The following is a 26,058-nucleotide window of genomic DNA, read 5'->3' on the forward strand; positions in this document are numbered from 1 at the left end:
AGCGACAGAGCCGAGCCCATCTCAGACGAATTTCACCAGCATCAAGCTGAAGCCGCCGATGAACAGGAAGGCGCAGAAGGCGAGCGCCAGCGGGCGCAGGCCGCGCGAGCGCAGTTGCGAAATGTCCGCCTGCAGGCCCATGGCGGCCAGCCCCATGGTGAGCATGATGGTGGTGGCCAGCACTACCGCCTGCTTCACTTCGGCTGGTATCGTAACCAGGCTGTTCAATGCCACGACGGCGACAAAGGCGGCGACGAACCACGGCATGGGCGGGCGTGCAGCCGACTGGTCGTCACTTTTGCGGCGCGCCATCAGGCCGAGCGCGATGACCATCGGCGCAAGCATGGCGACGCGGGTCAGCTTGGCGACGGTGGCGATCTCGCCGGATTGGGTGCCGTTCTGGAAACCGGCGCCGATGACTTGCGCCACCTCATGGATGGAGGCGCCGGCCCACAGTCCGAAGGCGTGCTGGTCGAGGCCGAGCAGCGGCGCCAGCAGCGGGAAGCCGAGCATGGCGATGGTGCCGAACAAGGTGATCGAGGCGACGGCATAGGTGACGTCCTCGTCGCGCGCATCGGTGACGATGTTGGTGGCGACGATCGCCGAGGCACCGCAGATTGAGGTGCCGGCGGCGATCAACTGGGTGAGCTTGGCGTCGACGCCGATCAGCCGGCCGAGCGTGATGGTGAAGACGAAGGTGGCGCCAAGGGTCAGCGCGACGACACCGACGCCGCCGGTGCCGATCGAGACGACCTGGCCAAGCGTCAGCTGGAAGCCGAGCAGCACGATGGCGAAGCGCAGCAGGCGCTTTTGCGAAAAGCCTATGCCGGCCTTGGCGTGCGCCGGTGTGCCGAGCACGTTGGAATAGATCATGCCGGCGACGACGGCCAGGATCATCGGGCTGAACAGGGCGAAACCGGAGACATTGCGGGCCGAGAAGGCGACGGCCGTGATCATCGCCACCAGCACGATGCCGGGAAGGATGCCGTTCGCCAGGGAATCGAGGCGCTTGCGACCTTGGGCCAGATCGGCGGAAATCAGGCCTTTCGGAATACCGTTCGCGATGCGAGTCAGGGACGACAATACAATTCTCCGTGCGAGTACGCCGGAGAAATGTCATTCCAACACTCATCTTTCCAACGAATTATTTTCGTTAGAATGATCGATTTTTACGAACGGTCTTAGCCCCTCGAAAGCTGAGGGGCCGGCCTACAGCTGCGCTTCGATCGCCGCCTTGTCGATCACCGACCAGACGTGCCTGATCCTGCCGTCGAGAAACTCGTAGAAGACGTTCTCGCTGAAGGACACTTTCCTGCCGTTGACCGGCAGGCCAAGAAAAGTTTCCTTCGGCGTGCAGTTGAATTGAAGGCGGCTCGCTATGAAAGGCGTATCGGCGATCAGCAGCTGGATGTCGAAATAGAGATCTGGAATTTCGCGAAAATCCCGCTCCAGCATGTCGCGGTAACCCGACAGGCCGACCCGGTCGCCATTGTAGTGCACCTCCTGGTGTACGAAGCGGTCTAGGCTCCGCCAGTCCTGGGCGTTGAGGCAGGCGATGTAACCACGATAGCTATTGGCAAGATCTTCATCGGTCATAGCATGCTCCGGTGCTTTGCCAACCGCATGTCTTCCACGACTGTTCCGGACGGCGAGAAATGCTTGTTCGGGGAAGACATAGAGCGGCGATACCGGAATGCGAGTGCGGCATCAGGGAAGGACTTCGAATTCCGGTCCACCGATCACCTCGTCGATCGCCTGTGGGTCGACGTGCTCGCTGTCGACCGAGGCTTCGAGCTGCGACAAGGGGGCTTCAAGGGTCCAGGTAACGCCGTGGCTGTCATATTCGAGAACGCCGGTGCCACTCACAGCTGCTGGAGCGACGCGCTGGAGCACGACGGTGCCGAAACCGCCATGGCCGATGTTCTGCACCTGAGGACCATCGCGCTCTTTCCAGATCAGCTGGAACCGTTTCAGGTCGCCTGCCTGGCTCACCTTCCATTGCACCGATATCGTTCCCTCGGCGGCCGAAAGCACGCCATATTTGGCGGAATTGGTCGCCAGTTCATGAAAGGCGATGCCGAGATACTGGACGGCATTGGGGTTCAGCGTCAGGGAAGGGCCAGCCATGGAAATCCGTTCCTCGTTGCCGAACGGTTTGGCTTGTGCCAGGAGCAGCTCGAAAATCGTCGCGCCTCGCCAGTCGCCGGATACCAGCAGGTCGTGCGAGAGCGACAGCGCCATGATGCGCTCGCGCACCTGGCGTTCGAACTCCGCCGGTGTCGAGGACCTCTTGCTGGTCTCGCGGATCATAGAGATGATGACGGAATACTGGTTCTTGACCCGATGGTTGACCTCGCGCATCAGCATGCGGATGCGATATTCGCTCTCCTTGGCTATCGAGATGTCGCGGGCGATCTTGGAGGCGCCGATGATCCGGCCGACGGCATTGCGTACGGGCGAGATCGTCAGGGATACGGGCACTAGGCTGCCGTCCTTGCGGCGGCGGATGGTCTCGTAGGTCTCGACCCGCTCGCCTTTGCGGATGCGCTCCAATATGCGCGGCTCCTCGTCCAGGTGGTCATCGGGTATCAGCATCGTCACGGACCTGCCGACCGCTTCGTCGGCGGTGTAGCCGAACAGGCGCTGGGCGCCTGAGTTCCAGCTCTTGATGACGCCGTTCAAATCCTTGCTGACGATTGCATCGAAGGAGGATTCCACGATGGCCGACAGATGATGCCTGGCCTCGTCGGCAAGATGCCGGTCGGTGAGGTCGAACAGCATGTTGACGGCCCCGACCAGCCTGCCTTGGTCGTCATGGAGCGGCGTGGGATAGGGAAGGAAGGGCACGCGCGTGCCGTCGGGACGCTGCGAGATGGCCGACTGGTTTCTGACCGGCCGGTTCTCCCGCAACGCAATGGCCATCGGGCATTGGTCGTGCGGCAAGACCTGCCCGTCGGTCGTGAACAGCTTGTGCGTTACGCACCACTGGTCTTTTCCGAGCTCGGGCTCGCGCCCGGCAAAATCGGCCGCGGCCCGGTTGAAATAGGTGATCCTGCCTTCGCTATCGGTCGTGTAGATGGCGACAGGAAGATTATCGAGGATTTGATGGGATAGATCGAGTGTCGAACTGTTCGACAGGTCCGTCATGCGCAAGGTTCCATTTAACCACCGTGAACGCTGTCCGGCTGAATTGGTTCCTGGACCCGTAGGCTAGCCGCGATAACGCAGCGCATCGACCAGCAGCGTAAAGGCGGGCGTCGCCTGGCGGCGGCTGGGATAGTAGAGGTGGTAGCCGGGAAACGGCGGGCACCAGTCGGCCATGAGCCGCAACAACCGGCCATCGGCGAGATGCGCCGTCACTTGATCCTCCGGGAGATAGGCGAGGCCGACGCCGGCCAACACGGCATTCATGCGCAGCCCCGCCGTGTTGAAGACCAACTGGCCGTCGACGCGCACCTTCAGCTCGCGTCCGGCCTTCTCGAATTCCCAGGCATAGAGCCCGCCATGGGTCGGCAGGCGCAGGTTGATGCAATTGTGATCGGTCAGGTCCTGCGGCGTGCGCGGCTTCGGCCGGCTTGCGAAATAGGCCGGCGAGCCGACCACCGCCATGCGCATGTCCGGCCCGATGCGCACCGCGATCATGTCGCGCGCCACCTGTTCGCCCAGCCGTACGCCGGCGTCGTAACGCCCGGCGACGATGTCGGTCAGGCCGTAGTCGACGACGATCTCGACCCGGATGTCGGGATATTGCGGCAACAGCCGGGCGATGGCTGGCCACAGGACCGTGTCGGCCGAATGTTCGCCGGCGGTGATGCGGATGGTCCCGGCGGGCTTTTCTCGCAATGCGCTCAAGGCGGCGAGCTCACTTTCGATCTCGTCGAGCCTCGGTCCGACGGTGCGGGCCAGGCGTTCGCCGGCTTCGGTCGGCGAGACACTGCGCGTGGTGCGGGTCAAAAGCCGCACGCCCAGCCGCTCTTCCAACGTGCGCAAGGCATGGCTGAGCGCCGATTGGGATACGCCAAGCTTGGCCGCCGCCCTGGTGAAGCTCTTCTCGCGCGCGACGGCGAGGAAGGCGGTCAACTCATTCAGATTGTCGCGTGGCATTGATGAATTTCTCTCATAAGTACATGCCGGATATAGCAGCTACTCATGACCATCGCAGCCCCTAAATAGAACGCAATCGGCCGAACAAGCCGGCGCTCCTGGCCTGGCGGCAATGTCCTCCCGGCATCACGAAAGGACGGAAAACGTGGAGATCACACGAAGCGGCTCGCAGCCCTCGGCGAAGGGGCCCGCCGAATATTTCACCGGGGCGGTGCGCATCGATGCATCCTTCAAGGGCAGCGACCTCGCGCGCGTCGGCGGGGCCACCGTGACCTTCGAGCCCGGCGCGCGCACGGCCTGGCACACGCACCCGCTCGGCCAGACGCTTATCGTTCTGTCGGGCGCCGGTCTGGTGCAATGCGAAGGTGGGCCGATCCAACAGATCCGTCCCGGCGACATCATCTGGTTCGCGCCGGGCGAAAAGCATTGGCATGGGGCGTCGCCGACAACGGCGATGAGCCATATCGCCATTGCCGAAGCGCTCGACGGCAAGGTCGTCGACTGGATGGAGCATGTCACCGACGAACAATACGGGATTTGACCACCAGGCCTCGCCCACCGACGACACAAGAAGGAGATCCTCATGACCCATGCCCCAGCGCCTCCCAAAAGCCCGTTTTCCGACATCGCTCCAGCACTCGGCACCTATACCGACGAGGTGCTTTTCGGCGACGTCTGGAAACGCCCCGGCCTCTCGCCGCGCGACCGCAGCCTCGTCACCGTCGCCAGCCTGGTCTCGGGCTACCGGATCAACGAGATGCCGTTCCACATGAAGCGGGCGCTCGAGAATGGCGTGACCCATGACGAGCTCATCGAGGCCATCACGCATCTTGCCTTCTATGCTGGATGGCCGCCGGCAAGCACCGCGATCGGCATCGCCCGCAAGGTCTTCGAACAGGCCGACGCCGAGAAGAAGGGACACTGACGATGCAAAAGCGCACACTTGGAAACAGCGGCCTCGAAGTCTCGGCCATCGGCCTTGGCTGCATGGGCATGAGCCAGTCATATGGGCAGCCGATGAAGACGCCGGATGCGGTCCGTCTGATCCGGGCGGCATTCGAGCGCGGTGTCACCTTCTTCGACACGGCGGAGGTCTACGGACCGTTCAGGAACGAAGAGGTCGTCGGCGAGGCGTTGCAGCCAATCCGCGACCAGGTGGTGATCGCCACCAAATTCGGCATCGACATCGCCGGTGCGGCCGGACACCAGGGCATGGACAGCCGGCCGCAGCATATTCGCGACGTCGTCGAGGCCTCTCTCAAGCGGCTGAGGACGGACTACATCGATCTTCTCTACCAGCATCGGGTCGATCCGGTCGTGCCGATCGAAGAGGTGGCTGGCGTGGTGAAGGACTTGATCAGCCAAGGCAAGGTGAAGCATTTCGGCCTCTCGGAAGCGGGCGTGCGCACCATCCGCCGCGCTCACGCGGTGCAGCCGGTCGCCGCGCTTCAGAGCGAATATTCACTCTGGTGGCGTGAACCCGAGGAGGCGATCCTGCCGGTCCTCGAGGAACTGGGAATCGGCTTTGTGCCTTTCAGTCCGCTGGGCAAGGGTTTCCTCACCGGCGCCATCAACGCCGGGACGACGTTCGATGCCAACGATTTCCGCAACAGCGTTCCGCGGTTCACGGAGGAAGCCCGCCAGGCAAACCAGGCACTGGTCGACGCCATCGTCGCGATCGCGGCTGACAAGAACGCGACATCGGCACAGGTCGCGCTTGCCTGGCTGCTGGCGCGCAAGCCCTGGATCGTTCCCATCCCAGGCACGACCAAGCTAAACCGCCTTGAGGAAAACATCGGATCTCTCGCCGTTGCCCTGACCGCGGACGATCTTCGCGATATCGAGAACGCGGTCTCGGCGATTGCCGTCCAGGGAGAACGATACTCCCCGCAACAGGCGGCGAGGATCGATCGCTGAGGGTCCCAGCCGTATCAGGCCAAGGCGTTGCCGACGGTTTGGCCCAATGACAGGCCGAGGCGGTGTCTTGACGCGGGACCGTTGCTGCTCCAGCTTGCCGCGATGTTCGTTCCCGCGCCCGTCATCGCCAAGCGACGCCGCTTCCGCCCAGCGTGGAGCGGCACGCTGATTGCGCGACGACAAAGGCCGGCAGGATAAATCCGCTTCGCTCGTTTCCAGCCCCGCCCGCGACAACAGCCGGCGGGGTTTTTCATGCCTGGAGCACTGTCATGATCATCGAGTCTGCCATCCGGTTTCGGCCGGCCGAACCCGCCGATGCCGCCGCCATCCGCGACATTGTGCGTGCCGCCTATGCCAAATGGGTGCCGGTGATCGGCCGCGAGCCGCTGCCGATGCGCGCCGACTACGAAAAGGCCGTCGCCGAGCATCCGTTCGACCTCGCCGTCGAGGACGGCCGCATCGTCGGCATGATCGAGACCACGCTGGCCGACGATCACCTGTGGATCGAGAACGTCTGCGTCGCGCCGGAAGCGCAGGGCAGGGGTATCGGCCGCCTCCTGCTGGAGCGTGCGGAAATCAAGGCGCGCGAGGCGGGCCGCAACGAGCTTCGCCTGTTGACCAACGGCGCCTTCGAAGCCAACGTGTCGCTCTACAAGCGGCACGGCTATACGGTCGACCGGGAAGAGCCGTTCATGAATGGGGTGACGGTCTATATGAGCAAGAGGTTGACATGACGATCGGAGCGCGACGATGGCTGCGAGGATAACGCTGAAGCAACTGTCCGGGCTCTACGCGATTTCGCGGCTTCAAGCCGCTGACGGTATTCCTGGCTGGGCGGACGGACCAGGTTTCGTCAGCATCACCAGGACCGACGACGAGCTCTCGATCACCTGCCTTCAGGATCGCGTGCCCGATGCCGTCAAGCATGACCGCGACTGGGTCGCCTTCAAATTGCAGGGGCCGTTCGCGTTCGACGAAACCGGCATCGTGCTGTCCGTCATCAGGCCGCTGTCGGAAAACGGGCTGGGCATCTTCCTGGTATCGACCTTCGATGGCGACCACCTGCTGGTGAAGGACAAGGACCGGCCGGCGGCAACACGGCTGCTGGGCGAAGCCGGGCATACGCTGCTATAGTCCGCTCATCGCTGGTCTGGCCGTCTGGCTCAACCACTGCCGCGCTGGCTCAACCGGTTCGGGGATTGCGTTTGACAGCGCCGTTCGCGCATCGTTATTTCTAGCCAGATATCACGGCCTGACCGGCCATGCGGCACCCCAAGGAGAGACCATGTCACACGATCTGCAGTTCTACATCGATGGCGCGTGGGTCGATCCTGTCGTGCCCGACACGCTCGACGTAATCGATCCATCGAACGAGGACGCTTTCGCGCGGATTTCGCTCGGCTCCAGGGCCGATGTCGATAAGGCGGTGGCCGCCGCCAAGCGCGCCTTCAACACATATGGCTTCACCTCGGTCGAGGAGCGCCTCGACATCCTCAACCGCGTCATCGAGGTCTACAAGAAGCGCAGCAAGGACCTGGCGGTCGCCGTGTCGCGCGAGATGGGCGCGCCGCGCCAGATGGCGCTCGACAGCCAGGTCGGCATCGGCCTGGCGCATCTGGCCAAAATGGCCGAGACGCTGAAGAATTTCCAGTTCCGCCACGTCAAGGGCAACCATCTCGTGGTCAAGGAGCCGATCGGCGTCGTCGGCCTGATCACGCCCTGGAACTGGCCGCTGAACCAGATCACCTGCAAGGTCGGTCCGGCACTCGCCGCCGGCTGCACCATGGTGCTGAAGCCGTCGGAAATCGCGCCGCTCGATGCCATCATCTTCGCCGAGATCATCGACGAGGCCGGCGTGCCGAAGGGCGTGTTCAACCTCGTCAATGGCGACGGCCCTGGCGTCGGCCAGGCGCTGTCCAGCCATCCCGACATCGACATGATGTCGTTCACCGGTTCGACGCGAGCCGGCATATTGGTGGCCAAGGCCGCCGCTGACACCGTCAAGCGCGTGCATCAGGAGCTTGGCGGCAAGTCGGCCAACATCCTGTTCCCGGATGTCGACCTCGCCACCGCCGTCAGCAAGGGCGTCGCCGGCTGCTTCAGCAACAGCGGCCAGTCCTGCAACGCGCCGACGCGCATGTTCGTGCCGCGCGACCGCCACGACGAGGCCGCGGGATATGCCAGGACGGCGGCGGAAAAGTTCACGGTCGGTCCAGCCGACGGCGCCAACACCAAGCTCGGCCCCGTCGTCAGCCAGGTCCAGTTCGATAAGATCCAGGACCTGATCCAGAGCGGCATGGACGAGGGTGCCACGCTGGTCGCCGGCGGCCCCGGCCGCCCTGCCGAACTCAATCGCGGCTACTATGTCAGGCCGACCGTGTTCGCCGACGTCACCCACGACATGCGCATCGCGCGCGAGGAGGTTTTCGGGCCGGTGTTGGCGATCCTGCCCTACGACACGGTCGAGCAGGCTGTCGAGCAGGCCAACGACACCGTCTATGGCCTTGCCTCCTACATCCAGGCCAAGGACCTACAGAAGGCGCGCGAGGTCGCGGCCCGCATGCGCTCGGGCAATGTCTACATCAACTATCCCCAATGGGACGCCGGCCTGCCCTTCGGCGGCTACAAGCAGTCGGGCAACGGCCGCGAATACGCCGAATACGGGCTCGAGGATTTCCTCGAGATCAAGGGCATCGCGGGGTACGAGGCGGCGGAGTAGTGCAGGACTTTCGGGCCGGCGCAACGCCGGCCCGGTCAGAAGGGACAGGTCCCGTCAGAAGGCTCTATTTCAGCGGCAGAAACAATTCGCAGACCACATCAGGCACCGGCACATTCGGGAACATCGAAAAGTGCCGTTGGCAATAGATCGGGAAGTCACGCGCTTCCTCGCCGCTGGCAGGAAGCCAGTCGCGATAAAGGTAGAGCGCGGCTGACTCCAGGTTATTGGTATTGTGGACGACGCGCAACACGGCGCAGCGTCCGCCGGGGATCACGCCAGCCATCATTTGCCCGTCATCAGCGTCGATCGGCAGGTCAGTCCCGACACACAGGTCCATGCTGTAATCGGCTGGGTTGGCGGGCATCCTCTCGGAACGGAAGACGTTGAAAGTCGGGCTCGTCTCCGGCGACAGGCCGGCGGCCTTGCGCCAGGCGATGAACCGCTGGATGGTGTCGCCGAGTGTCGCCCGGTCGCCTCGATGTTCCATGATCGCCACCGGCGTCGGGGGCACATCGCGGATCGTCACGTCGTCGTGGTCATAGGTAATGTGCATGAGCTTGCTCCTTGCATTGTCCATAGGCCCGAAGGCCGCAAGCCACGGTGCCCAGTCGGGCGACTTCCGGAACGATGAAGGAGACTGCCCGAACCGTTGCCGAAAGGCGCGGGCGAAGGCGTCCGGTGCATCGTAACCGGCATCCATCGCTATGTCAGTGACGCTTTCGGCATCCCTGAAGGCCAGCCGGTATGAAGCGCGCTTCATGCGGGCAAGCTGGACATAGCGATGAACGGACAGCCCGAAGGTCGCCGTGAACTGCCGGTGGAAATGGTATTTGGAAAATGCCGCGATGCCGCTCAAAGCATCCAGGTCCAGATTGCCGTTCAAATGCTGGTCGATATGATCCAACACTCTCTGCATCCGGGCATGGTAGTTTTGAAGCGCCGCCTTCATCATTCCGTTCTCCGTGGCAGCACCAGCTAAAGCGTATGCGGACATGACGCGCTCGACCGATCTTGCGGTTTGTCACGGGTCGCGGAACCGGGCGCCAAGGACCGTTTAGGGGCACGCGCGACCTTAGTTGGAAATCCAACTACCGGGAAATTCGACCGTAATTGTTGATGCAACATTGTTCGGACCATCTAATCGCCATCAGTGCGGTCTTCACTGGCAATGGCTCCCCGCCTTGCCAATTGGCATATACATGCTATATATCTGCCAATTAGCGAGGTCTAAACATGCAGCTTCAAGCCATCACCGCCACACCGGCCACGGTCGGCTCAGCCATTTCGGATGAAGAGGCAGGCGCTTTGGCGCGCACCACGGTCAACCTGTTCAAGGCCTGGAACCTCACCGACTTCGAGGCCTGCGTCCTGCTTGGCGGCATTTCGGCGCGCACCTGGGCGCGGTGGAAGGAGGGCGGCATCGGCCGGATCGACCGCGACCTGCGCACCCGCATGGCGCATCTGATGGGCATCCACAAGGGGCTGCGTTACCTCTTCACCGAGCCGGCGCGCGGCTATGCCTGGATACGCAAGCCCAATGCCACCTTCGGCGGGCAGTCGGCGCTCGACGTGATGCTGCGCGGCGACATTTCCGATCTCGCGGCGATGCGTGAATGGCTCGACGCGGAGCGTGGTGCATGGTGAGTGGGCTCGCGGTCCGGCGCCGCGTCCACTGGCCCCAGACCTATCGCATCATCCGCTCCATCCATCCGCCGATCGATCTGTTCGAGGACATCGCCGATCCGCGCGACTGGGAGGCGCTCGCCGCCGTCGAGGAGAAGACCAACCCGCGCATCCGGCTGGAGCTTGGCGATCTCGGCAAGGTGCCGGCCGCAAGGCGGGTTTCCGGCCCTGGCGCCAGCTTCGTCATGGCGCCTTTCGTGCATTGTTCCGTCCTTCGGCCCGGCCGTTTTTCGGACGGCAGCTACGGCATCTACTATGCCGGCGACAGCGAGGACGTGGCGCTGGCCGAAACCATCCACCATCACCAGAAATTCATGCGCGCCACCAACGAGGCGCCCGGCTGGACGGCCGATTTCCGCGTGCTGATCGGCAGCGTCGATCGCGACCTCGACGACGTCAACGCCGTGCCCGGCGTGCTCGATCCCGACGACTACACGGCGTCGCAGGCGGAAGGGCGGGCGCTGCGGGCCGCCGGCAGCGACGGGCTGGTGTGGAACAGCGTGCGCATGCCCGATGGGGAGTGCATCGGCATCTTCTGGCCAAACGTCATCGGTGTCCCTGTGCAGGGCCGCCACTACAGTTACCACTGGGACGGCGGCCGCGTCGATTTCGTGCGCCAGCACGACACGGGCAAGGTGCTGGAAGTGGTGTGAGCGAAGGCGGCCGCGGCGACCAGTCCCAGCCTTTACGTAGCCTTGCGTGCCTGCGTGACGGCCAGCCATACGGCCGAGACGAGAAAATAGAAGGCACCGAACGCGGCATAGGGCGCGATGTCGGTGATGCCAGGCGTCGCGGTGCCGATTGCCTGTTTGATGAAGAAGCCACCGGCCAGCGCCGACTGCGCACCGCTCAGCACCATCGCCCATTGCGCGCCTGCCCGCCAACGGCGCACGCCGGTCGCAAGCTGGAACAGGCCGGCGAGAACCGCCCACGCACCGAACACCGCCAGAACCGCGTGCGGGCCCTGTCCGAGTGCGATGACGACGGCAATGGCCGTGATCGTGCTGACCACCGCGTTGAGCGCCTGGCTGGGATTGGCTTTCAGGCCGCCGCTGCGCTGCGCGTCCAGAATATTGGCGACAGCGTCCCACAAGGGGTAGGCGACCAGGAGTAGCGCGGAGACCGGCGGCGCGCTTTTGCCAAGGGTGAAGGCGGCCGCCACCCAGGCGACCGAAAAGCCGGCCCGGAGGAAATAATAGGACTTCAGCCACTGCGATGGGGCGCCGGGCGCCTGAATGGTTTGAGTGCTCATTGGAATTTCCTGTCTCGTTGGTTGGACGGCGATTGACCCGTTTGATCGATTTGGAACCACGTTCGCCGAGTTGGATGATTGGAACAGCCCGTTCTCGCAGCCTTGGCTGCGGGATTGGTTTTGATCCAAGAAAAAAACGGCGCATAATCAGCACGAAAATGCGCTATCGTCGTAAGGAATGTAGGGGAGCCGGCCGGCCGCATCCATGATGGAATCGCCTGAAAATTTGACCATTCTTCCGGATGGAGGGCCGCGTGCCGGTGTCTCCGGGGACCTTCTCTCGCATGTGCTGGCGCAGATCAGGCTTACCGGCGACGAGGTTTTCTCACGCACGCTGGCACAGGCGGAGCAACTCGATCTCGACGAGGGCCAAGCCCATATCGTCGTGGTGACCGTCGGCGCGCTGCGCATGGAGAGTAGGGATCAGGCCCCTGTCGTCATAGAGGCCGGCGACCTCGTGCTCCTGCCTCGCGGTCCCGGCACGTTGCGGCTGGTGGCGTCGCATCCGCAGGTGGCGATCGTCGCCTGCCGCTTCTGGTTCGATCCTGACAGCCTGCGGGGAATGATCTTCGCCTTGCCACGATGCATCCATATCGAGCGTGCCCAGGGGGCAGGGTGGGTCGATGGAATGCTGCCTTTCCTGATGGTCGAAACCAGCGACGCCCAGCCCGGGGCGGCTTTGATGATTTCCCGCATCATCGATCTCATGGTCATCCGCACCTTGCGCAGTTGGGTGCATGAAGGACGCGCCACGGGCTGGCTCGGCGGGCTTTCGGATGCACGCATCGCCCGTTCCCTGAAAGCCATTCACGAAAGGCCGCTGCAGCGGTGGAGCATCAATGAACTGGCCGACAAAGCCGGCATGTCCCGTTCCAGCTTCTGCGAGCGTTTCGCCGCGCTCGTCGGGCGCTCGCCGCTGCGCTACCAGAATGAATGGCGGCTGGGCCTGGCCCGCGATCTGCTGGCCAGGCGAGACGCACGCGTGGGTGAGATCGGCTTGCGCATCGGCTACGAGTCCGAAGCCGCCTTCAGCCGCGCCTACAAACAGCTCTTCGGGCATCCGCCACGGGTTGAATATGCCTTGGCGAATGAAGCCGCACCGGTGAAACCGCGCTGACCGATGGCGCCAGCTTGAAAATATCGGGTTGCGGCCGCTACCGCACCACCAGCACCGGGATCTCGGTGTAGGACAGCACTTCCGCCGTCTGGCTGCCCAGAAGCAGCCTGCCGAGGCCACGGCGGCCGTGCGAGGCCATGACGATCAGGTCGCAGCCTTGCGCCCGCGACAGTTCCAGGATCGCTTCGGCCGGCCTTTTGTCCTCGACATGGACCAGCGTGGCGGACAGGCCGGCGGCATCGGCGGATGCCTTGCATTTGTCGAGCACTTCCTTGCCATAGCGGCGCGCTTCCTCCTGATAGGTGACCAGTTCGTCGCCGGCGGCATAGCCGGCCATGGCGCCGCCCCAGGCGAAGATCGGGAATTGTTCCGAGACGGTAACGAAGGTGACGGCGGCGCCGATGCCCTTGGCCAGTGTGAGGCCCTGGGCGACACCCTTGCCGGCCAGGTCAGAACCGTCGGTGGCGATGAGCAGATGTTTGTACATGATGGTGTTGCCTGTCGTGCCTGATGACTATCCAGCAGAGATAGTTATGCCGCACGCTCAATCATTGTGCCAATGCGGCGGGAATCAGGGCCAGGCGAGGTTTCGCCAGTACCCCGGATTCCCCTTTGCCGCATCGTCCTCTAAGGTGCCGCCGACTTCGAAAGGCATCCCATGAGCAACGCGTTTCCGCAGATCCATCTGGTCCGGCATGGCGAGACGGCGTGGAGCCTTTCGGGGCAGCATACCGGGCGCACCGACATGCCGCTGACGCCGGCCGGCGAGGCGGCCGCGCGGGGTGTTGCGGAGCGGCTGAAAGGCCTAACGTTCTCAGCCGTCTGGTCGAGCCCCTCGCAGCGCGCCTACAACACCAGCGTGCTTGCCGGCTTTGGCGCGACAAGCGTCAAGATGGACGATCTGCAGGAGTGGGACTACGGGGCCTATGAAGGGCGCACGACGAAAGAGATCCTGGCCGAGCGGCCGGGCTGGACAGTGTTTCGCGACGGCTGTCCGCAAGGTGAGGTGGCGGCCGATGTCGGCATCCGCGCCGACAGGATCATCGAGCGCCTGCGCAAGGCCAATGCCGACATACTGATCTTTTCCAGCGCGCACTTCCTGCGCGTGCTGGCCGCCCGCTGGCTCGGCCTGCCGCCGGAAGGCGGGGCGCTGTTCGTGCTCGACACGGCCAGCATCAGCGTGCTCGGCTACGAGCATGATTTCGGCGAGCCGGTCGTGCGCAAGTGGAACGGGAAGTAGGGCGGGCACCGGCTCGGCGCGGAAGCGCCGTCTTTTCGTCATCCACGGGCGGAGCAAGGAGCGTAGCGACGCGGCGCAGACCCGAGGATCCATGCCGCGACCTCCGAGCGCGGCCACGGTGCGGAATCTGCTCCGCTGCACTCCACGGCCAGCATCGCGGCATGGATCCCAGGGTCTCCGCGACGCCGCTTTCGCGGCTGCTCCGCCCTGGGATGACGAACGCGGGGAGGCTTCGGCAATTCCAAACCCTAGCCAATCCCGACCGTCTCTATCTGTCAAACTTCCGGATCGCCTCGGCGCTGACGGGCTGGAAGAAATTCACCAGATTGCCGTCGGGGTCGCGGAACAGCAGCGAGCGGTTCCCCCAGGGCATGGTGGTCGGCTGCTGCACGGTCGTGCTCTTGATGAGGTCCGACAGCCGGGCGAATTCGGCATCGACGTCGCCGACGCGGAATTCGAGGATGGCCGTGTGGTTGTCGGCGGGGCGGGCGATGTCGCCGCCGAACAGCATCAAGGTGCGCGTGCTGCCGATCGCCAGCGTGCAGGCTGGCGTCGTCAGTTCGGCGAAGTCTTCGGTATAGACCGTCACCGGCATGCCGGTGACCTCACCGTAGAAGCGCACGAGGCGCTGGACATCCGATGTGATGATGCGGACTGAGACGAAATTCATCGCTTAGGTTCCTTGGTCGCTGAAGCCCGGGCCGGGCTTCCCAGCCGATGCATAGCCCAGGCCTCCTGACAGCTTTCTGTCAGGAGAGGGGGGTGCGATGGTCTATTCGGGCCTGAGCGACTCCTGGACGGCGCGAGGGAGAAATCATCGGCAGGTGTCAAACAGCGCAATCGGCAATCTGTTCTTGGCAAAGTTTATGGCTTGACGATTTTCATGGCGTTGTTTCGACAGGAATACTCCATTTCATTCGGCAGAGTGTTGATAAGGGCGATCGCCGGGCCTTTACTCGATTTTGTTCTGATAACCATGAATTGATTGGTATGGCTGTTTCCGTGATTTGAGCCTGGATTTGTGCCGTCATAAAATCGCCGGTGGGAAATTTCTGAAACGGGGGAAAAAACATGTCTCACCGCGCGACAAGCATCATGGCCGGCCTGGCGCTTCTGGCTTTTGCGGTTAGTCCGGCGGCTGCTTCCAACCGCATGTTCACCTCCCAAAAGACAGCGCTTTCGGGCCGCGATGTCTATTTCTTCGGCGGAGCGAGCCTGAACGTGGATTGTTCCAGCGCGGGCAGGGACGATGTGAGGGTGGTCTCGGGTCCAAGCCACGGAAATGTAAAACTCGTCCATGACGGGGTGTTTACGCATTACAACAAGTCGAACGACCGGGCAAAATGCAATTCCCACAAGGTGAATGGCATCAAGGCGCTTTACAGGTCGAGCCCTGGCTTCAAGGGCTGGGATCAGGTGACGATCTCGGTTCACACCTATGACGGCGACGCGTTCAAATACGTCACCAACATCAAGGTGGAGTAGTGCTCGCCCGAACGCTTTGTTTTACGCAATTCCGGACGGAAAACCATTACGCACTTTTCCTGGAATTGCCCTAAATCGCACAAGCAGGAGGATCGTTGAAATGAAGCGTCGGACGACAGGTGCGATAACGGCATTGGCGGTTCTGGGATGTGCCGCCTGGCCGGCGGCGGCGGAAAGCTATGGAAAGGTGGCGCTCTCCGGACAGGAGATCTATATTTTCAGGGATGCCAGCCTGAATGCCGACTGTTCCAGTGCCGGCGCGAACGATGTCAGGATCGTCGCGGGCCCAAGCCACGGGAAGATCAGGCTCGTGCATGCCAAGCTCTATACCGGTTTCAGCAAATCGAACGAGCGCTGGAAATGCAATGCCCACAAAGTGGACGGCATCAAGGGGTTTTACCGGTCGAACCCCGGATACAAGGGGCGCGACCAGGTCACGTTTTCGGTCCACACCTATATGGGCAATGCCCATCAGACCGTCGTCAGCATCAACGTCGAATAGTGGGCTTCGTCGCCCACTCACTGCGCCAGCAGCGCCAGTTCCTCCGGCGTGAGGTGCCGCGCGGCGCCCTTGGCGAGGTCGCCGAGGGGCAGGCGGCCGATGGCGACGCGGATCAGGCGCTTGACCTCGATGCCGTGAGCGGCGAGCAGGCGGCGGATGTGGCGGTTCTTGCCTTCGTCGAGCACGATCTCCAGCCAGGCCGTGCGACCGCCGCTGCGCAGGAATTCGATCGAATTGGCCGCCAAGGCCTCGCCGTCGATGGTGGCGCCCGCGCGGAGTTTGTCCAGCAGCGTTTCATCCGGCACCGTGGCGACCTGCACGTGATAGGTCTTGGGCAGATGCGAGGCCGGGTCCATCAGCCGGTTGGCGAAGCGTGTGTCGTTGGTCATCAGCAGCAGGCCTTCGCTGGCCTTGTCCAGCCGGCCGACCGGCGAAACGAAGGGCAGGTCGAGCCCTTCGAGACAGGCATAGACGGTGTCGCGCTCGAGCGGGTCGTGGCGAGTGGTGACCAGCCCACGCGGCTTGTTCACCATCAGATAGACCTTGCGCTCGGCAACCACCTCGACGCCATCGACGACGATCCTGTCGCGGTTCATGTCGACGCGCAGCGCGGCATCGCGCACCACCTTGCCGCCGACGCGCACGCGGCCTTGCGCGATCAGCGCCTCGCCCTGCGTGCGCGAGCACAGGCCGAGTTTTGAGAGCGCGCGGTTCAGGCTGACGCCGGGAGGGCCGGCGCTGCGTGGCTTGCCGGGTGGCGGCCTGCCGGGCGGTGGTGGTCGTGCTGCCATGCTGCTTGGGTCGATCCGTGGTATAGGACAGATGCCATGGGCAGCGTCAGCTTAGCAAGCTGCCGCCGAGGCCGCATCGAGGCCCCCGGCGGCAAGCGGCCAAACAGCAATGGTATATCCGGCAAGGGGCCTTTCGACGCGTCACGCAGCCTGCTCGGTCTCGCCTGCTATGCCGTTCAAGACCTGGACGGCATCCGCCGGCAGCTTAAGCTCGGCCGCCGCCAGGTTCTCCCTGAGATGCCCGACCGACGAGGTGCCGGGGATAAGCAGGATGTTGGGCGAGCGCTGCAACAGCCAGGCGAGCGCCACCTGCATGGGGGTAGCGCCGAGCTTTTGCGCGACGTCGGCAAGCGTGCTCGACTGCAGCGGCGTGAAGCCGCCGAGCGGGAAGAACGGCACATAGGCGATGCCGTCGGCGGCAAGCTCGTCGATCAGCGCGTCATCCTGGCGATGCGCGATGTTGTATTGGTTCTGCACGCAGACGATGTCGGCCATGCCGCGTCCCTGCGCGATCTGCTTGCGGGTGACGTTGCTCAGGCCGATATGGCGCACAAGTCCTTGGCGTTGCAGTTCGGCGAGCGTGTCGAGTTGCGGCTCGAGCGAGCCTTCGGTGGGCCCGTGGATGCCATGCATCGAGCGCAGGTTCACGACCTCGATCGCATCCACCCCGAGATTGCGCAGGTTGTCATGCACGGCCTGCGTCAGCTCCTGCGGTGACATCGCCGGGATCCACGAAGCATCCGCGCCGCGCCGCGCACTGATCTTGGTGACGATGGTGAGGTCCGCGGGATAGGGGTGCAGCGCCTCGCGGATGATCTGGTTGGTAACGTGCGGACCATAGAAATCCGATGTGTCGATATGGTCGACGCCGCTGACAACGGCCTCGCGCAGCACGGCTATCGCCGCGTCGCGGTCCTTCGGCGGGCCGAAGACGCCGGGTCCGGCCAGTTGCATGGCGCCATAGCCCAGGCGCTTCACGGTGCGGTCGCCGAGCTTGAAAGTTCCGGCCTTGCTGATGTCGGTCATGGGTCTCGATCTCCTTTGGATCGGCTCGATATAGACAGTCCCCGCCCGCGCGATAATATGGCGCAATCGGCACAGGCTGTGCGGAAAGGTGAACAATGGCATCGGATCTGGGTGACCTCCAGGCATTCATGGCGGTGGCGCGCGCCGGCGGGTTTCGGCAGGCGGCGCGGACGACCGGCTTCAGCGCCTCCAGCCTGAGCGAGACGGTGCGACGGCTGGAGAGCGGGCTCGGCGTGCGGCTCCTCAACCGCACCACGCGCAGCGTCGCGCCCACCGAAGCCGGCGCGCGCCTGCTGGAGCGGCTCGGTCCGGCGCTCGGCGAGGTCGAGGCCGCGCTCGACGTGGTCAACGGGTTTCGCGGCCGTCCGGCCGGCACGCTACGGCTCAACGTGCCGGTGGTGGCGGCGAAACTGGTGCTGCCGCGCCTTCTGCCGCCCTTCCTCGCGGCCTATCCCGACATCCGCGTCGAAGTGACCGCCGAGGACAGTTTCGTCGACATACTGGCGAGCGGCTGCGATGCCGGCATCCGCTATGACGAACGGCTGGAGCAGGACATGATCGCGGTGCCGATCGGCCCGCGGCGGCAGCGCTTCGCCACCGCCGCCGCACCGGCCTATCTCGATCGGCGCGGCCGGCCCGGCCATCCACGCGACCTGCTCGATCACGCCTGCCTGCGCGGCCGCTTCGCCAGCGGCTCCATGCCGCCCTGGGACTTCGAACGCAACGGCGAGACGGTGAGCGTCGACCCGACCGGCCCGCTGCTGGTCAGCACCGGCACGGCGATGGACCTCGCTGTCAGCGTGGCGGTCGACGGCGGCGGTATCGTCTCATTGTTCGAGGACTGGCTGCGCCCCTATTTCGACGATGGCAGGCTCGAGCCCGTGCTGGAGCCTTGGTGGCAGGAATTCTCGGGTCCGTTCCTTTACTACCCCGGCCGCCGCCTGACGCCAGCGCCGCTGCGGGCATTCATCGATTTTGTCGACGGGATGCGGTGGTGAGGGGGGGCGCGACGGCCTGGCTCCTTCGACCAAAGGCAATCCCTGATGTAACACTTTGTTGTCATTGAGGGTCTATCGAGGAGGCGGTACGGCGAAAGCCCGGTAACAGGAAAGGCGCCCAATGGGTTCGCCCTGGTCCGAATTGCTGGCCAATCTGGCGGTCGTGGCGATGTTCGTGTCGGTCTGGATCCACACCCATGTGTGGCTGGACCGCTGGGCGCCCGCCGTAAAGGCGGCGACCTTCGGCCTGCTGATGGGCGCCGGAGCCATCATCCTGATGCTCACACCAATGCAGCTGCAGCCTGGCGTGCTCGCCGATCTCAGGGCGACGATGATTGCCGTTGCCGGCTTCTTCGGCGGTCCCGTCGCCGGCGTCGTCGCCGGGGTTATGGCCGGTGCGTTCCGGACTTTTGAGGGTGGCATCGGCGCCTTCGCCGGCGCGGTGGGGATCGCGGCCGCCATGCTGGTCGGTGTTGCCGGAAACCTTGCCCTTAGGGGCCGCCGGCCCACCATGGTCGACATCATGACCCTCGGCGCGGCGGCAGCGGCGGCGTCGCTGCTTGGCCTCAGCGTCCTGCCGCGGGATGTGCTGCAAACAGTCCTGCCGAAGGTTGCGCTGCCTTCCTCCCTGCTCATCTTCGTCTCGGTGGTGCTGTCGGGGCTTACGCTTTACCAGGAGCGGCGGCGCCTCGAGGCGCTGCAGTCGCGGCGCATCTACAAGGCCGTGGTGGAGACGCTGCCGGATTGCCTGAACGTCAAGGACCTCGACGGGCGGTTCATCGCGGCCAATCCGGCAACGGCCGAACTGATGCAGGCGCCAGACGCCAAGGCGCTGATCGGCAAGACGGACTTCGACTTCTATCCGCGCGAGACGGCGAAAGGTTTCCGCGAGGACGAGCTTGCCGTGCTGGCGTCGGGCGTCTCGTCCACCATCGAACAGCACCTTCACCACGAGGATGGAACCGAAGGCTGGCTGGCGACCTTGAAGGCGCCCTTTCGCGACAGGAGCGGGGCCGTCGTCGGCCTGATCACGCACAATCGCGACATCACGGCGCGCAAGCAGCTCGAGACCGAGCTGGCGGAAAGTCGGGTCCGGCTCGGAGACGCCTTGACACACATGGCCGACGGTCTGGTGATGTTCGACCCGGACGGCAGGCTGGTGCTGTGCAACGACCAGTATCGCGCCATGTTTCCTAAGACGGCTGAGATGAGGGTGCCCGGCGCCGACTATCGCGACATCCTGCGCGCCTCGGCGGCGCGCGGCGAGGGGACCACACCGCCAGACGCGGTCGAGGGCTGGATCGACGGCATCATGGCCTCGCAGAAGCTTGTCAGCCACCGCCAGGTCCGGCTCGCCGACGGCCGCTGGCTCGACGTACGCACCCGGCCGACAGGCGACGGCGGCAGCCTCAGCGTGTTTTCCGACATCACCGAGGCCAAGCAGGTCGAGGCCGAACTGCTGGCCGTCAACGAGAAGCTGAACCTTCTGGCGCACCGCGACGGGCTGACCGAACTGTGGACGCGCCGCGCCTTCGATGAAGCGCTGGCGCGCGAATTCTCGCGCGCCAGGCGCAATGCGGCGCCGCTCAGCCTGGTGATCATCGATGTCGACTGGTTTAAGCGGTTCAACGACCATTACGGCCATCCGGCGGGCGATGATTGCCTGCGCGCCGTGAGCCGCTGCATCCAGGCGACTGCCCGCCGTCCGGCCGACGCGGCGGCCCGCTACGGCGGCGAGGAGTTCGCGCTCATCCTGCCGGAGACCGACGCCCGGGGCGCCTTCGTCATCGCCGAGACCCTCAGGAGCAAGGTGCGCGAGCTTGCCATGGCGCATGCCGGCAGCGAAAAGGGTATCGTCACGGTCAGCATTGGGGTGAGCACCCTCGATGCGGACGGCGCCGCGATGGAGATTGCCGATCTTCTGAGACGCGCCGACGAGGCGCTTTACGGCGCCAAGGCCGCCGGGCGGGACCGGGTGCATGGCTGGCGCCCGCATCTCAGCGACCAACGCTCGACCGGTTCCCGGCGCAAGATATGAGACTTGCAAGGCCACTGCCGGTGGATTTGGATCAAGGCTGAGCTTGCGATTGCCTGAACGAGGGTCCGGGCGGGAAGCTCTCTCGGTGGCGCGTAAGCTTCAGCCGGAGTGAACTGAATCCGTGCTGGCGCGATCGAGCTTCACAAGACGAGCCTTCGCTTCGCCGACGCGTTGTTGCGCGGATCTTATCCTGTCACAAAGCCGCAGATTGATACCGACGCCACAGTCTTCGTCCAGCATCGCGTTTGCGCGTTCAAGGGCGAGTTCCGCCCGGTTAAGTCGCTGCCTCGCCCTGGCAAGTTCCAAGGTCAAAAGTTCCATTGCTGCTTCCGTGGTTTGCGGTCCCTTCCATTGGGAAACCGCTGCCGGGTGGTTTGGTTCCGGGCCGTTCGTGAAGCAGTATTCGCTGCCGGGGTCAGGCGTCTGCCTGGAGATGCCGCGGCCGCCGCGCTTCCAGGATTGGGCTGGTGATTGGCAGTCATGTCTTTGTTTATTGACCCCGCCAATGGCTGGCGTAACTTGTCAAAGGCCGTCCGCGACGCGAAGACACGTGGGCGCTTGGGAGCGATCATCCTGCTTCCACCCAAATCCAGGAGGAAGCTGTGCGCAGGCTACTACAGACGCGCCCTGGCGAATATCTCGATCACCGATTGGAGTGCCCCTTTTGCGGCACCATCCGCCTGCAAATCCCGGCCGATGCGACACCATCGACGCGGATCAGTTGCGCCGAGTGCGGCAGATATCTTGGTATCTGGGATGAGCTGCAGACCGACTTCGAGCAACAAGGCGGGAACGATGGCGTGTTCCGTCTCGACAAAGGGCGCATCCAGAAGCTCGACTAGGCTTGCCGCGAGCAGCGCTCGATAGCGCCGGCTAGGGTCGGCTCACCATCGCCGATGCCCATCAGGACGGCCTTGGATGGGCAAGGCCGGTGTCGAAGGTGCCTGGCAACACAGGTGGGCCACTGCGGCTGGTCGAGGCTGTCGCCATCGCGTCAACCGGCACGATGATGATCATGCGGGCATGCTGCTCCGGCCACAATGGCTTTCCGAAAAGGAAGAATGTGCTGGCGAGAAAACAGACCAGCAAGAGGATGGCCAAGGTGTTGGCGATGATCTCACCAAGCTGCATTGCTCTTCTCCAATTCACGCGTCCCTCTCGGCAACGAGCGCCAGCAAACTATGTTCAATGTTTGGGACCAATGCGCCTGGTTCGCAGGACTTCAGTCCGAGTTGCGGGTCGAGCGATAAACGCACAACCTGCCTTTGCACCGGCCCGAGCCTCCGCCAAGTGTGGCAGCCGGAGCATAGCCCGGCCTGCTCGCAACGTGCCGAGCCCTCCGCCAAAGCAGGCCGGGCTCCTTTCTGAAAGGGTCACAAACGGACCGCGATTTCCACGGGCAGCGGTGAGCGCTGGTTGCGCAGCGAGGGCAAGGCCCGATCAGCGGGGTGGCGGAAAGCGCGCCGGTACCGTCCGCCTTGCTCCACGGCGACAAAGGCGCGATTCTCCTCCCTTTGGCGGCTAGCATGGTCAGATCGGGCCAGCATGGTCAGGTTGGGATTGTATGGGCGGATCTGTTGTCCCATGGCCTCAACTCGACCCCACGATTGGCGATAAAGGCAGCAAGGGCTGCTACCAGTTCAAAGTAAGGCTGACGAGCAGGACGGCGATCAAGGCCGACAACGGGACCGCCATCACCAGCGCCGCCTCCATAAGGCGGGTTTCCTTGTCGCTGAACATCAAACCTCCTCACTTATCGGCTGACGCCGAGGGTTTAGGGTTCGCTCACCGCCTGAAGCAGTGAGCGAACCCTATTGGCGCAGGAAGGGACGTAGCTGCGCCAATTCGCAAAAACACACCCGCAGTGCCCGACATCGGTCGGATTACTGCGATGAACTTGCAGCGAACAACGAGCGTGAAAGACGGCCGTTCCCGGCGGCGGCGCCGGCAGGACTATTGCGTTTTTCGATGGGACCTAAGTCCGGTGCTGGCCGGACCGAAGCCCAAGCCGGGAACATTCAATCATGCCTGAAGTTCGATCCGGCAGCGCGGTGACAATGTTGTGCTGTGCAGGTTTCAGATGGAGGTACTCATGAAAAAAGATCTTGCCGCCGTAGCCGCCGTTCTCTTGCTCGCAGGTGTCGGCGCAGCCGCTGCCGAGGACGTCGTCATCCAGCCCGAGCAGGAAACAGTGATCAAGGAGTATGTGCATAAGCAGCCGCTGGCTTCGGTCAAGGTTCCCGGCGTGGAACTCAACGTCGGCACGGCCTTGCCCGATACCGTCGAGCTTCACGAAGTCCCCAACGTCAAGTATCGCTACACCGTCGTCGACGACCGGACCGTGATCGTGGATCCAAGCACCCGCAAGATCGTCAAGATCATCCAGTAGCGGCGCCTGGCCCGCTGCCGGCTGGCGGCGGGCCACCGTGCAAATGCGTTGCCTGACAATCAGATTTGCGTGGGTGGATGCCGACCTTGCGCAAGCTGAACGGGTGTGCGAACGCCGCCTTGAATGGGATCCAGAGTCAACGCGACAGGTCCAGCTCTCGCTCCTTGTGCCGCCGGGCGAGATCGCGGATCCGGTCGGCGACCTTGCTGTCCACCGGGTTGTAGACGGTCAGGCTCAGATCCGGCCGGCCATCCACCGCGAAAGCCGAATATTCGAGTTCAATGTCGCCGAGTTCGGGATGCTTCAGGCGCTTTGTCCCGTCGCCATGGCTGAGCACGTCGTTTTCCCGCCACAGCGCGTCGAATTCCGGGCTGGCGCTGCAAAGCTCCTCCACCAGTTGGGCGACCTCTGACACCGCGCCGGCGCGCGCCGCATCGGCCCGGAACGCGCCGACCACGAAACGGGCGAGGTTCTCCCAATCGTGCTGCTTGGCGCGGATGGTGGGGCTCAGGAACATAAACCGCAGGATGTTGCGCTGGCCAGCGGGCAAGGTGCTGTAATCGGTCATCACGACTTGCGCGGCGCGGTTCCAGGCGACGACATCCCAGGTCGCCGTCTTGATCAGGGCCGGGCTTGCCTCGAGCGTGTCGATAAGGCGCTGCAGCCTGGGGCTGACGCCGTCGGCGCCGATGTAGCGGACCTCGGGCGGGCGCCCGAGCCCCAGCATGAAAAGATGTTCGCGCTCGGCCTCGGTCAGCAGCAGGCCCTTGGCGATCCGGTTCAGCACGTCGGCCGAAGGTGCGCCGCCGCGTCCCTGTTCCAGCCATGTGTACCAGGTCGGGCTGATGTTGGCGCGTTGCGCGACCTCTTCCCGGCGCAGTCCCGGCGTGCGCCTGCGCCCGGAAAAGCCGAACGATGAGGGGTCGAGCCGGGTGCGTCTGTCTTTCAGGAATGCCGCGAGCGAACCGGCGGAAGTGTTGGACATCCTGTTAGCCATTATACCATGATAAGATCACTACTTTAATGGAATAATAGAGCAGCGATAGTACGCAGGCAACTGTGCAGGAGATTTTGCATGCGTATCTTTTTAACCGGCGCGACCGGTTTCATCGGTTCGGCCATCGTTCCCGAACTTCTTCAGGCCGGCCATCAGGTCGTCGGCGTCACCCGTTCCGATGCCGGTGCCGAGGCGTTGGCCGCCGCCGGCGCCGAGGTGTATCGGGGAACCCTCGAGAATCCCCAAGGCCTGCGCGACGGCGCGGCGGAGGCGGAAGCCGTGATCCACACCGCGTTCGACCATGATTTTTCGCGGTTCGCCGAGAATTGCGAAAAGGACAGCCGTGTCATCGCCGCGCTCGGCCAGGCACTCGCCGGCTCCGACCGGCCGCTGGTGATCACCTCGGGCGTCGGCATGGGCAGTCCCGGCCACGGCCAACTGGCCGTCGAGGATGTCTTCAACCCCGATCACCCCAATCCGCGCATCGCCTCGGAACTCGCCGGGAATGCGTTGCTGGAGGCCGGCATCAACCTGTCGGTGATGCGCCTGCCGCAGGTCCACAACACGCTCAAGCAAGGCCTCATTTCACCGCTCATCGAGATCGCGCGCCAGAAGGGCATCTCGGCCTATGTCGGCGAGGGCCGCAACCGCTATTCGGCCGGCCATGTCGCGGACGCCGCGCGTCTCTACCGGCTCGCGGTGGAAAAGCGACAGCCCGGCGCGCGCTATCACGCCGTCGGCGAGGAAGGCGTCGAGGTGCGCGCGATCGCCGAGGCGCTTGGCCGGGGACTGAACCTGCCGGTGGTTTCGATCGCGCCGGAAAGGGCGGCGGAGCATTTCGGCTGGATGGCGATGTTCGCCCCCATGGACCTGCCGGCGTCCAGCGCGCTGACCCAGGCACGGCTCGGCTGGCGTCCGACCGGCCCGACGCTGATCGCCGATCTGGACGCGATGCGATACTGAGGCGCGTAAGAGGCGGCCTTAGCCCGGGGTGACGGCGTAGCGCAAATGGACGAGCCCGTGCGCGAGGGCTTTGCAATCCTTGAGCGACAACCGCACCTTGTCGGCAAGGCCGCTTTCACCGAACTCGACAAAGCCCTGGTTTGCCGCCCGCGCATCGAGCGCGGGAGCAATGAGAACGCTGAGTTCATCGACCAGCCCCGCCGCCAGGAAGGAGCCGTTGATGCCGGCGCCGCCTTCGAGCAGCAGGCGGCGGATGCCGAACTCACGCCCGAGCACGTCCAGCATGGCGGCGAGATCGATGCCGGGCGTTTGCGACACGATATAAGACACGCCGTCAGTGGCGAGCTCGGCCAGATGGCTGTCGGCCACATCATACCCGAGCAGCACCACGACATGGTCGCCGCCGATATCGGGTTTGGCGAAGTGCAGCTTGCCCGAGGCATCGAGCGCCACGGCAAAGCTGCCCGCGTCGCGCCGCGCGAAATGATGCGGCCGATCGACCTTGCCCACATGCTCGGGCGGATGCGCGGCGGCCTTGCTCATCTCGGCCATGGTGACGCGGCCGACGATCCAGGCGTCACCTTCGAGGTCGTTGTGGATCTTTTCATAGAGGCCCGACCACTCCGCCCGGCTGCCGTCGGGGCTTTCAGTATAGCGGCTTGGATGAAGGCTGCCGTCGAGCGAGGCAAGCATGTGGCAGATGATGCGCGGCTTCATATGGTGTCTCCATTTCGTCGGCCTGGCCGTCCCAAAGGTAGTGGCGCACCGGGAAAATGGAAGCCGATGCGGTGTGCCTTGAGGCTGCACGCCCCGGCAGGTAAAAAATGACTGGATCTG

Annotated in this window: 31 protein-coding genes; 17 read left to right on the plus strand and 14 right to left on the minus strand. The window is 64.0% G+C overall.

What is annotated here, in order from left to right:
- Positions 1 to 21: 21 nt before the first annotated feature.
- The 4 genes from MESAU_RS14485 to MESAU_RS14500 all read right to left on the minus strand — a co-directional run bounded on the left by MESAU_RS14485 (position 22) and on the right by MESAU_RS14500 (position 4,104).
- Complete coding sequence (locus MESAU_RS14485; RefSeq protein ID WP_015316774.1) at positions 22 to 1,083, minus strand: YeiH family protein; 1,062 nt, start codon at positions 1,081 to 1,083, stop codon at positions 22 to 24.
- A gap of 126 nt (positions 1,084 to 1,209) precedes the next feature.
- Positions 1,210 to 1,596 carry an ester cyclase gene (locus MESAU_RS14490; protein WP_015316775.1) on the minus strand — a complete coding sequence of 129 codons (387 nt, stop codon included), beginning with the start codon at positions 1,594 to 1,596 and terminating at the stop codon, positions 1,210 to 1,212.
- A gap of 111 nt (positions 1,597 to 1,707) precedes the next feature.
- Positions 1,708 to 3,147, minus strand: a complete 1,440-nt coding sequence (locus MESAU_RS14495) for a PAS domain S-box protein (RefSeq protein ID WP_015316776.1) — start codon at positions 3,145 to 3,147, stop codon at positions 1,708 to 1,710.
- 63 nt (positions 3,148 to 3,210) lie between these two features.
- A complete protein-coding gene (locus MESAU_RS14500) occupies positions 3,211 to 4,104 on the minus strand; it encodes a LysR family transcriptional regulator (RefSeq protein WP_015316777.1) in 894 nt (297 codons plus the stop codon).
- A gap of 145 nt (positions 4,105 to 4,249) precedes the next feature.
- Here MESAU_RS14500 and MESAU_RS14505 point away from each other — a divergent pair, with 145 nt between their 5' ends.
- From MESAU_RS14505 to MESAU_RS14530, 6 genes are all read left to right on the plus strand, one after another.
- Positions 4,250 to 4,645, plus strand: a complete 396-nt coding sequence (locus tag MESAU_RS14505; RefSeq protein WP_015316778.1) for a (R)-mandelonitrile lyase — start codon at positions 4,250 to 4,252, stop codon at positions 4,643 to 4,645.
- 42 nt (positions 4,646 to 4,687) lie between these two features.
- Complete coding sequence (locus tag MESAU_RS14510) at positions 4,688 to 5,029, plus strand: carboxymuconolactone decarboxylase family protein (protein WP_015316779.1); 342 nt, start codon at positions 4,688 to 4,690, stop codon at positions 5,027 to 5,029.
- Positions 5,030 to 5,031: 2 nt separating this feature from the next.
- Positions 5,032 to 6,021, plus strand: coding sequence for an aldo/keto reductase (locus MESAU_RS14515; protein WP_015316780.1), 990 nt, complete (start codon positions 5,032 to 5,034; stop codon positions 6,019 to 6,021).
- Positions 6,022 to 6,290: 269 nt separating this feature from the next.
- On the plus strand, positions 6,291 to 6,755 hold the full coding sequence (locus MESAU_RS14520; RefSeq protein WP_015316781.1) for a GNAT family N-acetyltransferase: 465 nt from the start codon (positions 6,291 to 6,293) through the stop codon (positions 6,753 to 6,755).
- A gap of 16 nt (positions 6,756 to 6,771) precedes the next feature.
- The gene (locus MESAU_RS14525) at positions 6,772 to 7,155 is read left to right on the plus strand and encodes an ACT domain-containing protein (RefSeq protein WP_015316782.1); all 384 of its coding nucleotides are present in this window, start codon (positions 6,772 to 6,774) and stop codon (positions 7,153 to 7,155) included.
- Between the two features lie 151 nt (positions 7,156 to 7,306).
- Positions 7,307 to 8,740, plus strand: a complete 1,434-nt coding sequence (locus MESAU_RS14530; RefSeq protein WP_015316783.1) for an aldehyde dehydrogenase family protein — start codon at positions 7,307 to 7,309, stop codon at positions 8,738 to 8,740.
- Between the two features lie 64 nt (positions 8,741 to 8,804).
- Here MESAU_RS14530 and MESAU_RS14535 read toward each other — a convergent pair whose 3' ends face one another.
- Positions 8,805 to 9,689, minus strand: a complete 885-nt coding sequence (locus MESAU_RS14535; RefSeq protein WP_041163392.1) for an AraC family transcriptional regulator — start codon at positions 9,687 to 9,689, stop codon at positions 8,805 to 8,807.
- A 284-nt stretch (positions 9,690 to 9,973) separates the two neighbouring features.
- On the opposite strand from MESAU_RS14535, the gene MESAU_RS14540 reads away from it, so the two are divergent.
- Both MESAU_RS14540 and MESAU_RS14545 read left to right on the plus strand, forming a co-directional pair.
- Positions 9,974 to 10,384 (plus strand): MbcA/ParS/Xre antitoxin family protein, encoded by a 411-nt coding sequence (locus MESAU_RS14540; protein ID WP_015316785.1) that lies wholly within the window; start codon positions 9,974 to 9,976, stop codon positions 10,382 to 10,384.
- Complete coding sequence (locus MESAU_RS14545) at positions 10,378 to 11,076, plus strand: RES family NAD+ phosphorylase (RefSeq protein WP_015316786.1); 699 nt, start codon at positions 10,378 to 10,380, stop codon at positions 11,074 to 11,076. Before MESAU_RS14540 ends, MESAU_RS14545 begins: the two co-directional genes overlap by 7 nt.
- Before the next feature lie 32 nt (positions 11,077 to 11,108).
- On the opposite strand, the gene MESAU_RS14550 is transcribed toward MESAU_RS14545, so the two are convergent.
- Entirely contained in the window at positions 11,109 to 11,675 is a 567-nt protein-coding gene (locus tag MESAU_RS14550; protein WP_015316787.1) for a DUF308 domain-containing protein, read from the minus strand.
- Between the two features lie 205 nt (positions 11,676 to 11,880).
- Between MESAU_RS14550 and MESAU_RS14555 the strand changes: the two genes are divergently transcribed.
- On the plus strand, positions 11,881 to 12,792 hold the full coding sequence (locus tag MESAU_RS14555; RefSeq protein WP_015316788.1) for an AraC family transcriptional regulator: 912 nt from the start codon (positions 11,881 to 11,883) through the stop codon (positions 12,790 to 12,792).
- Positions 12,793 to 12,829: 37 nt separating this feature from the next.
- On the opposite strand, the gene MESAU_RS14560 is transcribed toward MESAU_RS14555, so the two are convergent.
- A complete protein-coding gene (locus MESAU_RS14560; RefSeq protein ID WP_015316789.1) occupies positions 12,830 to 13,279 on the minus strand; it encodes a universal stress protein in 450 nt (149 codons plus the stop codon).
- 171 nt (positions 13,280 to 13,450) lie between these two features.
- On the opposite strand from MESAU_RS14560, the gene MESAU_RS14565 reads away from it, so the two are divergent.
- Positions 13,451 to 14,032, plus strand: coding sequence for a histidine phosphatase family protein (locus tag MESAU_RS14565; protein ID WP_015316790.1), 582 nt, complete (start codon positions 13,451 to 13,453; stop codon positions 14,030 to 14,032).
- Between the two features lie 268 nt (positions 14,033 to 14,300).
- Here the strand turns inward: MESAU_RS14565 and MESAU_RS14570 are convergent, their stop codons facing one another.
- Positions 14,301 to 14,702, minus strand: coding sequence for a VOC family protein (locus tag MESAU_RS14570; RefSeq protein WP_015316791.1), 402 nt, complete (start codon positions 14,700 to 14,702; stop codon positions 14,301 to 14,303).
- A 401-nt stretch (positions 14,703 to 15,103) separates the two neighbouring features.
- Here MESAU_RS14570 and MESAU_RS29630 point away from each other — a divergent pair, with 401 nt between their 5' ends.
- Together MESAU_RS29630 and MESAU_RS14580 are read left to right on the plus strand one after the other, a co-directional pair.
- The gene (locus tag MESAU_RS29630; RefSeq protein WP_015316792.1) at positions 15,104 to 15,517 is read left to right on the plus strand and encodes a hypothetical protein; all 414 of its coding nucleotides are present in this window, start codon (positions 15,104 to 15,106) and stop codon (positions 15,515 to 15,517) included.
- 100 nt (positions 15,518 to 15,617) lie between these two features.
- A complete protein-coding gene (locus MESAU_RS14580) occupies positions 15,618 to 16,019 on the plus strand; it encodes a hypothetical protein (RefSeq protein WP_015316793.1) in 402 nt (133 codons plus the stop codon).
- Positions 16,020 to 16,036: 17 nt separating this feature from the next.
- Here MESAU_RS14580 and MESAU_RS14585 read toward each other — a convergent pair whose 3' ends face one another.
- Together MESAU_RS14585 and MESAU_RS14590 are read right to left on the minus strand one after the other, a co-directional pair.
- Positions 16,037 to 16,810 carry a pseudouridine synthase gene (locus tag MESAU_RS14585; RefSeq protein ID WP_015316794.1) on the minus strand — a complete coding sequence of 258 codons (774 nt, stop codon included), beginning with the start codon at positions 16,808 to 16,810 and terminating at the stop codon, positions 16,037 to 16,039.
- 141 nt (positions 16,811 to 16,951) lie between these two features.
- Positions 16,952 to 17,836 (minus strand): aldo/keto reductase family oxidoreductase, encoded by an 885-nt coding sequence (locus MESAU_RS14590; protein WP_015316795.1) that lies wholly within the window; start codon positions 17,834 to 17,836, stop codon positions 16,952 to 16,954.
- Between the two features lie 95 nt (positions 17,837 to 17,931).
- On the opposite strand from MESAU_RS14590, the gene MESAU_RS14595 reads away from it, so the two are divergent.
- Entirely contained in the window at positions 17,932 to 18,834 is a 903-nt protein-coding gene (locus MESAU_RS14595) for a LysR family transcriptional regulator (protein WP_015316796.1), read from the plus strand.
- 121 nt (positions 18,835 to 18,955) lie between these two features.
- Complete coding sequence (locus MESAU_RS14600; protein ID WP_015316797.1) at positions 18,956 to 20,872, plus strand: diguanylate cyclase; 1,917 nt, start codon at positions 18,956 to 18,958, stop codon at positions 20,870 to 20,872.
- A gap of 99 nt (positions 20,873 to 20,971) precedes the next feature.
- Here the strand turns inward: MESAU_RS14600 and MESAU_RS14605 are convergent, their stop codons facing one another.
- Positions 20,972 to 21,193 carry a hypothetical protein gene (locus MESAU_RS14605; RefSeq protein ID WP_015316798.1) on the minus strand — a complete coding sequence of 74 codons (222 nt, stop codon included), beginning with the start codon at positions 21,191 to 21,193 and terminating at the stop codon, positions 20,972 to 20,974.
- A 281-nt stretch (positions 21,194 to 21,474) separates the two neighbouring features.
- Between MESAU_RS14605 and MESAU_RS14610 the strand changes: the two genes are divergently transcribed.
- A complete protein-coding gene (locus MESAU_RS14610) occupies positions 21,475 to 21,714 on the plus strand; it encodes a hypothetical protein (RefSeq protein WP_015316799.1) in 240 nt (79 codons plus the stop codon).
- A gap of 61 nt (positions 21,715 to 21,775) precedes the next feature.
- Here MESAU_RS14610 and MESAU_RS14615 read toward each other — a convergent pair whose 3' ends face one another.
- A complete protein-coding gene (locus MESAU_RS14615; protein ID WP_015316800.1) occupies positions 21,776 to 22,003 on the minus strand; it encodes a hypothetical protein in 228 nt (75 codons plus the stop codon).
- A 961-nt stretch (positions 22,004 to 22,964) separates the two neighbouring features.
- On the opposite strand from MESAU_RS14615, the gene MESAU_RS14620 reads away from it, so the two are divergent.
- Complete coding sequence (locus MESAU_RS14620) at positions 22,965 to 23,261, plus strand: DUF1236 domain-containing protein (protein WP_015316803.1); 297 nt, start codon at positions 22,965 to 22,967, stop codon at positions 23,259 to 23,261.
- 136 nt (positions 23,262 to 23,397) lie between these two features.
- Here MESAU_RS14620 and MESAU_RS14625 read toward each other — a convergent pair whose 3' ends face one another.
- Positions 23,398 to 24,246, minus strand: coding sequence for a helix-turn-helix transcriptional regulator (locus MESAU_RS14625; protein WP_015316804.1), 849 nt, complete (start codon positions 24,244 to 24,246; stop codon positions 23,398 to 23,400).
- Between the two features lie 90 nt (positions 24,247 to 24,336).
- Between MESAU_RS14625 and MESAU_RS14630 the strand changes: the two genes are divergently transcribed.
- Entirely contained in the window at positions 24,337 to 25,221 is an 885-nt protein-coding gene (locus MESAU_RS14630; RefSeq protein ID WP_015316805.1) for an SDR family oxidoreductase, read from the plus strand.
- A gap of 18 nt (positions 25,222 to 25,239) precedes the next feature.
- On the opposite strand, the gene MESAU_RS14635 is transcribed toward MESAU_RS14630, so the two are convergent.
- Positions 25,240 to 25,938, minus strand: coding sequence for a RibD family protein (locus MESAU_RS14635; RefSeq protein WP_015316806.1), 699 nt, complete (start codon positions 25,936 to 25,938; stop codon positions 25,240 to 25,242).
- Positions 25,939 to 26,058: the final 120 nt, after the last annotated feature.

This window comes from Mesorhizobium australicum WSM2073 (assembly GCF_000230995.2).
Classification (GTDB): Bacteria; Pseudomonadota; Alphaproteobacteria; order Rhizobiales; family Rhizobiaceae; genus Mesorhizobium; species Mesorhizobium australicum.